The sequence below is a fragment of the Herbaspirillum sp. genome (assembly GCF_035644555.1).
In the GTDB taxonomy this organism is placed as follows: Bacteria; Pseudomonadota; Gammaproteobacteria; order Burkholderiales; family Burkholderiaceae_D; genus Herbaspirillum.
The window spans coordinates 26,108-35,085 of the sequence record NZ_DASQOH010000001.1; the positions used below are offsets into that span (position 1 = coordinate 26,108).

Genomic DNA, 8,978 nt, shown 5'->3' on the forward strand with positions numbered 1-8,978 from the left:
TTCGATTCATCGATGGCCGAAATGAAAAGGCCCGCAGCTTGCGCCGCGGGCCCAGCAACAGGAAGGCCGGCGGGACTCAGCGATAGAACGGTTCGACCCGTCCCTTGAGCTTGGTCATCATCGGATTGCCCTTGCGATCCAGCGCGCGGCCGGCTGGGATCTTGATCCAGCCTTCGCTGATGCAATACTCGCTGACGTTGTTCAATTCCTTGTCGTTGAGCTTGATGCCGATGTCATGCTCGAAGATGGCGGCATCGTAATGCGGGCTGCGGGGATCGACGCTGAGGCGGTCGGGGAAGGCGGGGCGTTGTGCGGTATCGTTCATGGGCGCGATTATCGGATATAAAAACGGGCAAGACAATTATTTCATATCCGCAGGCGGGCCTGTATTGCTGTCGTGTCAAGCCTTGCTCTTGTACTTTCCAGACGCCTCAGGGGTTCCCCTCCACTGACGGAGATCGCTGCGCCGGCATGGCATCGTCCTACTATCCACCGGGCATTTTCCGACAGCAAGGCTGGCCGCGCGCCGATAGCGCGGCCGCCCCTGGCATCGCATCCTTGAGGCCTCTGATCTTGCGCGAGGATGTATGCGATCTACTGTCGAGGAAATGCAGGCCGCCGAATCGGCCGCCCGGGCCTACCGTCCACAGGCCGATGAGCTTGTGCCCAGCCTGCTGCATGGCAAGCTGCTGGCGCCCGCGCCCGAGGCAGACGCGCTGGCATCGGCCCGTCTATACCTGGAGCAGCAATTGCGGGCCGCCGAAGCGCTGCCCTGTGATCTCCCCGAGGATGCCCACGCACTGGCCGGGTGGATGGAGCGGCGCGCGGCCGATGTCGGTCAGGATTATGCTGCTTATCTTCAGGAGCGTCAGGCGGGGGCGCCGCGTCGCTTTTTCAGCGGCAAGGCGCATGCACTCAATTTTCTGCGCCGCGTGGCCCCGACCAAGCTGGTCGATGGCGCCTGGCTCTACAGCGTCCTGGAACGCTGGCGTGACCCGCTGTTCCGCCCGCTGATCCTGACCTATCTCGAAGAGCTGGGTGATGGCGACCCTGCCATGAACCACGTCAGCCTGTACCGCAGCCTGCTGGCCGCCCATGGCGGCGAACCGGCCCTGCCCCTGTCCGAACCTCATTACGTGCAGGGCGCACTCCAGCTGGCGCTGGCCTACCACGGCGGGCAATACGAAGCGGAGATGTTCGGCTTCAACCTGGGCTATGAACAGTTGCCTCTGCATCTGCTCATTACCGCCTACGAGCTCAACGAACTGGGGATTGATCCCTACTATTTCACCTTGCACGTCACCATCGACAACGCTGCCAGCGGACATGCACGCAAGGCCGCGGATGCGGTGGCCCAGGTGGCAGCACAGGCAGCCGATCCGCAACAGTTCATGCAGGGCGTGCGGCGGGGCTACCTGCTCAACGACCTGGGCCTGAGCACGATGGATGTGATCAAGTCCTTCGACCTTGAGCAGGAGGTGGTGAGCGTGATGCAGGACAAGGCGCAGTTCGGCCGGATGATGCATTCCGACTACTGCCGCATCGGTGGCAAGACCGTCAACCAATGGCTGGAGCAGCCGGACGGGATGGCGCGTTTCCTGGAGGAATTGACCAAGGCCAGATGGATAATCCGGGCCGCGCCGGCAGAAGAAAGCCGTTTCTGGCGACTCATCGATGCGCCGGGCGGGCAGATGTTCGGTGTCTTCGACGATTACGAAAAGCAAACCATCCGTGAATGGATAGAAACAGGCTGGAATGACGCCAAGCGCCAGCCCAGTTATCGCGCGCTGGCACGCGGGCGCCAGATGGAGTCGATGGCGCCGCAGGGTGGGCCACGCGCCGTCATTGGCTCAACCCAGCAGCTTGATGTGCTGGTGGAGCAGATGTCGCCTGGCCGCCATCACTTCGTGCCGGGCCTGGAAGCGACACGGCGCTTCAGCGCCCTCTACCGGACAGCATGTGTGGCATAACGGTGTGGCAGGAAAGCACGGATGGCATGCGCAATTCCCGTCGAGCGGGAGTGTCATCACCAAGGAAACGGACGGGCCTTGCCCCGGCTCGGCTATAATTGCCGGCCTTGATCCGCTCGAGTCAGTGTTGCCAGCGTTCCCACGCGGCAACGCACACAGCGGACCATGCCTGATCGCCGCGCCGCAAGTCGCGGCCTACCCCACATCTGTCATTGGATCGGCGCCGCGCCGGTCGTAGGAGAAATCATGAACATCCGTTCCAGAAAACGCCTGGTCTATCGTCGCCACCGCATCGGCATGCTCATTGCCGCCATTGAAGCCCTGATGGCGCTGGAAGAAGCCACGCTGGAAGCCAAGAAGGCAGCGTAAGCGTTTCAATGCGCCCGGAAAAGACCGGCCCGAGAGGCCGGTTTTTTCTTGCCTGGCCGGATCTCCCGCCTGATGTCAATTGAAACAATCGCGCGAACTTCTGACATCGATGTGTAACTGCGTCGCCTCAAGATACACCCATGCCGAAACGCAAACGCAAGCCCGGAAGCGTATCGGCAGAAAGCCTCACATTGACGACCCGTCACCACATTGACATTGAATCGGAGAACATCATGCGCATCTTCAGCACCCTCTTCACCGGCCTGATCCTGACCCTGGTTGCCACCGCCGCCCGCGCCGACAGCATCTTCACAGGTGCCATGGATTACGAATCGCCGCTGCCCATGATCCTGCACGTGGGGGCGCGCCTGATCGGCCGCATGTTCAGCTGAGCGGCGGCCGCAGCCAGGGCGGTGCCGAGCCACCGCCCTGTGCCCGCGCCCCGTTGCGCGCGCACTGTGGCACAATCAGCCGCCTTCAGTGTGAGAAACCACCCCGCATGTGCGTCAACTACAAGCCCACTCCCAAATCCGTGATCACCGCCCTGACCGGGGCCGATACCAGCGCCACCCCGGACTGGCCCGAGGAAACCTGGCAGGACTATGCTGCTCCGGTGGTGCGCGCCGGCCTGCAGGGCGAGCCTGAGCTGATCGTCGGCACCTACGGCATGATGCCCCGGCGCAAGTTGCAACCCGGTCTGCAGATATCGACCATGAATGCCCGCGCCGAGACCATCGGCGAAAAGCGCAGCTATGCCGGTGCCTGGCGCCGCGCGCACACCTGCCTGCTGCCGATGCAGTATTTCTATGAACCGAATTACGAAAGCGGACGCGCCCAGCGCTGGGCCATCGGCATGGCTGACGATGAGCCGTTCTGCGTGGCCGGCCTGTGGCGGGCGTGGGAGGAGGCCGAAGGCGGATATGCGTTTTCGTTTACCCAGATCACCATCAACGCCGATGCCCATCCGTTGATGAGTCGTTTTCACAAGCCCGGCGAGGAAAAGCGCAACCTGGTCATCATCCCGCGCGCGCATTACGGGCAATGGCTCCAGGCCGGTACGCCCGAGCGGGCGGCGGCTATGCTGCTGAACTACCCGGCCGCGGCCATGAAGGCGTGGCCGGCCCCCAAGGCGGAGGCGGGCGGGCAGCAGAGCGGGTTCCTGTTCTGAAGCATCCGCGCTGCCACCCGGACCAGCGGGTTACCAGCGATAACGCCAGCCGGCCACCACGGCATGCTGGGTCTGCAGATCGTTCAAGCCCAGGTTGTAGTCGAGGAACAGGGTGGACGCCTGCCCCAGCCTGCCGGACAGCCCGGCACCCAGCACCAGCCCATCCCGCTTCTGTTGCAGGCCGGCGACCTGGAAGTTGACGCCCGGCGCGCCCTGGAAGGAGGCATTGAGGCTACCGCCGGCATCCAGCCATTGATGGCTCCAGAAGGCCCGCAGTTCGCTCTGCAGCTTGCCATCCTCGCGCAGCGGCAGGTGCCAGCGGGCACCCACCATCGACACTGCCGAGCGTGAAGTCTGCGCACTGGCATTGAGGCCGAGCACACCGGCACCGGTTTCGGAGAAGGCGTCCTGGCGCAGCAGTGTGCCTTGCAGCGAGACCAGCGGCTCGAACACGTAGCTGCCGCGATCGATGCGATAGCTGGCCTCGGCATGCAGGCCCAGTTCATCGCCGTTGTAGTCACCGGCCGCGCGCGAGACATCATTGCCGATCACGATGCTGCGCTGGGTAGCGTACTGGTTGCGGCCATAACCGACGATGCCCTTGAAGCGCCAGTCACCGCTCTGGTACTGCGCATACACGGCGACCTGATGGCCTTCGACCTTGGCGCTGTCGCCGGCGGTGTTGTAGGCCAGGCGGGTATTGTCGTAGTGATAGGCCAGGCCCACGCTCCAGCGATCATCCAGCACCCGTTCCACCCCCATCAGCAGACCATTGCTGTTGCTGGTGTAGCCGGCGGCGTTGCCGTCGGAGCGGGTATTGCCATGGCCGCCCGCGACCTGCGCCCAGGCGCCGCCATCCTCGCGCACACGCAGGGGCCACAGACCACTGCTGCCATTGCTGCTGTCGGTCATGGTGGCGGCGCTGTACTGGTAGTCATAGCGATCGGTCTCGGCCGAGGCCAGTTGCAGCTGGCTCATCGTAAAACCGCTGCCGCCGGAGAAGGCGGACCCGCCGCCGATGTTGCGGTTGCCCAGGGTCTGCAGCGACTGGCCCATCAGGCCCAGCGTGGACAGGCCCTGATAGGCGCGCCCGCTCAGGCTTTCGAAGGCGCTGCGTGCCTGTGCTGCCGACAGGCTATCGATCTGCGCCAGCTTGGCGCGCATGACGCTGGACAGACCGGGCAACTGGCCGATCCGGGTCAGGGCATTGGCCACGCTGGCCTGGTTGCCGGTGGTGGTGACCGAGGCATAGCTGTTGCCATTGCGCGCCATCGTCAATTGCACCGCGTTGCCGGTATAGCTGACCGTGGGCGAGACGAAGGCGAAGTCGCTGCGCACGGCATTGAAGCTGCCGCTCACGGTGCCGCTGGCCGAGAGGATGGTATAGGGCGTGCTCAGCGCATAGGCGCCGCTACCGGCGGCGATGGACAGACTGCCGGCCAGGGCGGCATTGCCGTTGACCTGGATCAGGCCGCCGCTGCCGTCGGCGCTGGTGCTGACCTGGGTGGTGGCGCCGTCCTGCAGGTTCAGGTTGCCCAGGACCGTCAGCGTCGAAGTGCCGGCCGTGGCCAGCGTGCCACCGGCGGCCACCGTGGTGCTGCCCACCGTGCCGGTGCCGGAGAGGGTGCCGCCACTGTTGACGCGCACTGTGCCGCCCAGTACGCCGTTGACGCTGAGCTTGCCGCCATTGACATTGGTGCTGCCGGCGAAGCTGGTCGAGTTGCCGCTGAAGACCGTTTCGCCGGCCAGCTGGTTGATCGTGCCGTTGCCCGAGATGGTCGCCGCCAGCGTGTAGTTGCTGCTGCCGCTGGCATTGTGGTTCAGGTTCAGCGTACCGTTGCCGGCGCCGAAGGCCAGCGATGCGGTGTCGAGCTGGCCGGGCGCGGCTGCCGTGCTGCCAGGCGCGGCACCGACGTTGAGGGTACCTGTGGAACCACTGCTGGTGGCGATACGGATCACCGAGGCGGTAGCGCGCGCGCCGTCGCTGATGGTCAGGGTGCCATTGCCACCGGCCCCGACATGCAAGGCATTGGTGGTGATCCAGGCCGAGTTGGCACCGGTCAGCGTCACGCTGCCGTTGCTGTTGGCATTGTTGGCGATATAGCTGCGGTTGCCGGTGACCTGGCCACCATCGGAGATGGTCAGCGTACCGTTGCCCAGACGACCGACGTTGACGTCCGAGCTGCTGCTCCAGGTGGAGCCGGCGCCGGTCACCGTCATGGTGCCGGAGGCGCCATTGAGGTCGCCCAGCAAGCCCTGCACATCGTTGATACGGCCACCGGCCGAGATGACTACGCTGCCCGTGGCGCCATTGTTGTGGCCGACAAAGAAGTCTCCCGAGTGGTTCCAGACCGAGCCGCTGCCGGTGACCAGGGCGCTGCTGTTGGAACCGGCTTCGGTCCCTACATAGCCATCGGTGCTGGTGACGTTGCCGCCGTTGGCGATGGTCAGGTTGCCGTTGCCCTCGTTGCCCACGTAGAGCACGCCGGTATTGATCCACTTGCTGCCGCTGCCGGACACGGTGACATTGCCGCTGCTGCCGGCCAGGTGGCCGACCAGGGCGCCGGTATCGGTGACCACGCCGCCGTTGCTGATACTGAGGTTGCCGCTGCCGCCGTTGCCATAGCCGATGGAGAGCCGGTCGCTGGCGGTGAAGTTGGCATTGTTGACCGTGAGCGTGCCGCGCGCGCCAGTGACGTCACCCAGATGCACGACCGCGGCGGTGGCATTGGCGCCACCGCTGACAGTGAGCCATCCGGTGCCGCCAGTGGAGCCGGAGCCGGCGTCACCGCCCACGGTCAGGTTGCCCGCCGCCAGCGAAGAACCGGCGCCGCTGACATTGACGCTGCTGTTGGAGGTGTCCTGGCGCCCGATTACCGTATTGGCGCTGCTGACATTGGCACCGTCGCTGATGGTGAGGTTGCCATTGCTGACCGTGCCTACGAAGAGCGAACCGGTATTGGTCCAGCGACTGCCGGCTCCGCTGATGTTGACGGTGGCCAGCGTACTGCCGGCGGTACCGATCACGCCGGTGACCGAATCCACCGTGGAAACGCCTGTGATGGAAAGGTGTGCGTTGCCGCCACTGCCGACGGTGAGGCGATCGCCGATCAGCCATTGGGCCCCGTTGATCAGGCTGGCGCTGCCATTGCTGCCGCCGCCGCTACCCAGCACCACCGAGCCGCTCAGGTTGACGACACCGCCATCGACCTGCATCGTGCCGACCGCCCCGGTGTTGCCGATGACCAGGCCGTTGCCGATCAGGCTGCTATCGGTATTGATCGTGAGGTTGCCTACGCCACCGCTGGCACCGCCGACATAGGTGGTGCCGCTGACGTTGGCGACCGCACCGGCGTCAAGCGTCAACGATCCGACGCCATTGAGGCCAACGAAGGCGTCACCGCTGCTGTTGAGCCTGGCACTGCCATTGGTGCCGCTGCCGGTGACGGTAATGGTGCCGTTGGAACCGTTGCTGTTGCCGATCAGGACCGACGAGGTGTTCAGCGTCGCCTGGTTGATCTGCAGGTTGCCCACCGTACTGCCGCCGACGGTCAGTGCCTGGATGGTGGTGTTGCTGGAAAGCACCGGATCGACGCCGGGATAGGCATTGATGACCGCAGCATCCGTGGGCGTAGGTGCTGCCCCCGTCCATTGCCAGTTGCTGTCGTTGGTCCAATTGTTGTCGACGTTGCCGGTCCACGACGCCGTTTGGGCGTGCGCGGCGCTGCCGATCAGCAGCAGTGTTGCCAGTGCGCTGACGGGCAACGGCCTTGCATGAGTGAAGCTGCGCTTCGATTGCATGATTCCCCCCCTGGGTAGAGGCTGCCTGTTGCCGACATCTCTTAGCGGATGAGCTGGCGTTGCAGCCGATGCTTGTTGTTGATTGATCTTTACGGAAACCCGCAAGGATTTTACAAGCATCAAAACGATATTTTGGCGGGAGAGATGATTTTTTGTGATCTTGCGCACAGGAGAGGCATGATCATTCCCGTTGACCGCTACTTCGGTTTCACTGGGCGGGATTGCGGCGTGGCCGTACGCAACCCTGGAACAGGCTTGGGCAGGGCAGGGAGCGGGCTTCAGGAGACGGCGCTGCCGTCCCCATCAACATCACGGGCGACGGCAGTGCCAGCCAGGTCATCGAGTCAGGCGGCCTGGTAGGTCGGATAGTCGGTATAGCCTTCGGCGCCGCCACCGTAGAAGGTATTGCGGTCCGCCTCTGCCCAGGGTGCATCCAGGCGCAGACGTTCCACCAGGTCGGGATTGGCGATGAAGGGGCGGCCGAAGGCCACCATGTCGGCATGCCCCGAGGCGACCGCATCCATCGCCATCTGGCGCTGGTAGCTGTTGTTGGCGATGTAAAGGCCACCGAAGGCGGCGTGCAGCTTCTTGAAATCGAATTCCGATGCCGCGTTGCTGCCCCGGGTCTGGCCTTCGACGCAGTGCAGATAGGCCAGGCCCAGCTTGCCCAGTTGCTCGGCGTAGTACAGGTAGGTACGCTCGGGATCGCTGTCCAGCGGGATGTCACCGGCCGAGCGGGTCAGCGGCGACAGGCGCACGCCCACGCGATCGGCACCCCAGATATCGGCGACGGCGGTGACCACTTCCACCGGGAAACGCACGCGGTTTTCCAGCGAGCCACCGTACTGGTCGGTGCGGTGATTGGTGCTGTCGCGCACGAACTGCTCCAGCAGATAGCCATTGGCCGAATGCACTTCCACCCCATCGAAGCCGGCTTCCTTGGCCAGCCGCGCAGCGTGGCGATAATCCTCCAGCAGGCGCGGGATTTCCGCGGTCTCCAGGGCTCGTGGCATGGAGGGCCTTGCCTGCGTCTGCGACTCCAGGAATACCAGCTCGCCCGCCTGGATCGCCGAGGGGGCGACCGGCGCTGCGCCGTTTTCCTGCAATGAGCTATGCGAGACCCGGCCTACGTGCCAAAGCTGGTTGACGATCTTGCCACCTGCCGCGTGGACCGCATCGGTGATCTTGCGCCAGGCCGCGACGTGTTCCTCGGTGTAGAGACCTGGGGTGAAGGCATAGCCGCGGCCTTCGCGCGAAATATTGGTGGCTTCGCTGATGATGAGACCGGCCGAGGCGCGCTGGCGATAGTATTCGATGGCCAGTTCACTGTGCACGCCCTGCATGTCAGCGCGCGAGCGCGTCAGTGGGGCCATGGCAATGCGGTTGGCGACGTCGATGGCGCCGATGCGGGTCGACGAAAACAGATCGGTTCCGGGGTGGGACATGATGTTGACTCCTTCAGGTTGGGTAGCGACGGAGGTCATCATCGGCGCTGGCGAGTCATTCGGCCAATTTATTATTGATAAAAAAGATTTATCGTGGAGAATATATCTTCATGAGATACGATCTGAACCTCCTGCCGGTCTTCGTGGCCCTGATGGAAGAACGCAGCGTCACCCGCGCCGCCGCCCGGCTGGGCATGACGCAGGCGGCGCTGTCCAATGCGCTGT

General features: G+C 64.2%; 8 protein-coding genes. 5 read left to right on the top strand and 3 right to left on the bottom strand.

The window, feature by feature from the left end; all coding sequences use genetic code 11:
- Positions 1–76: 76 nt before the first annotated feature.
- Positions 77–325, bottom strand: coding sequence for a DUF3297 family protein (locus VE092_RS00125; RefSeq protein WP_324872603.1), 249 nt, complete (start codon positions 323–325; stop codon positions 77–79).
- Between the two features lie 262 nt (positions 326–587).
- Between VE092_RS00125 and VE092_RS00130 the strand changes: the two genes are divergently transcribed.
- The 4 genes from VE092_RS00130 to VE092_RS00145 all read left to right on the top strand — a co-directional run bounded on the left by VE092_RS00130 (position 588) and on the right by VE092_RS00145 (position 3,507).
- Positions 588–1,970, top strand: a complete 1,383-nt coding sequence (locus VE092_RS00130; protein WP_324872605.1) for an iron-containing redox enzyme family protein — start codon at positions 588–590, stop codon at positions 1,968–1,970.
- 246 nt (positions 1,971–2,216) lie between these two features.
- Positions 2,217–2,339 carry a hypothetical protein gene (locus VE092_RS00135; protein WP_255411918.1) on the top strand — a complete coding sequence of 41 codons (123 nt, stop codon included), beginning with the start codon at positions 2,217–2,219 and terminating at the stop codon, positions 2,337–2,339.
- Positions 2,340–2,572: 233 nt separating this feature from the next.
- Positions 2,573–2,731 (top strand): hypothetical protein, encoded by a 159-nt coding sequence (locus VE092_RS00140; protein WP_324872608.1) that lies wholly within the window; start codon positions 2,573–2,575, stop codon positions 2,729–2,731.
- Positions 2,732–2,838: 107 nt separating this feature from the next.
- Positions 2,839–3,507, top strand: a complete 669-nt coding sequence (locus VE092_RS00145; RefSeq protein WP_324872610.1) for an SOS response-associated peptidase — start codon at positions 2,839–2,841, stop codon at positions 3,505–3,507.
- Between the two features lie 30 nt (positions 3,508–3,537).
- On the opposite strand, the gene VE092_RS00150 is transcribed toward VE092_RS00145, so the two are convergent.
- Both VE092_RS00150 and VE092_RS00155 read right to left on the bottom strand, forming a co-directional pair.
- Positions 3,538–7,308: an autotransporter domain-containing protein gene (locus VE092_RS00150; RefSeq protein WP_324872612.1), complete on the bottom strand. Its 3,771-nt coding sequence runs from the start codon at positions 7,306–7,308 to the stop codon at positions 3,538–3,540.
- Positions 7,309–7,652: 344 nt separating this feature from the next.
- Entirely contained in the window at positions 7,653–8,753 is a 1,101-nt protein-coding gene (locus VE092_RS00155) for an alkene reductase (RefSeq protein WP_324872614.1), read from the bottom strand.
- Between the two features lie 110 nt (positions 8,754–8,863).
- On the opposite strand from VE092_RS00155, the gene VE092_RS00160 reads away from it, so the two are divergent.
- The coding region (locus VE092_RS00160; RefSeq protein ID WP_324872616.1) for a LysR family transcriptional regulator at positions 8,864–8,978 on the top strand (115 nt) is incomplete at its 3' end.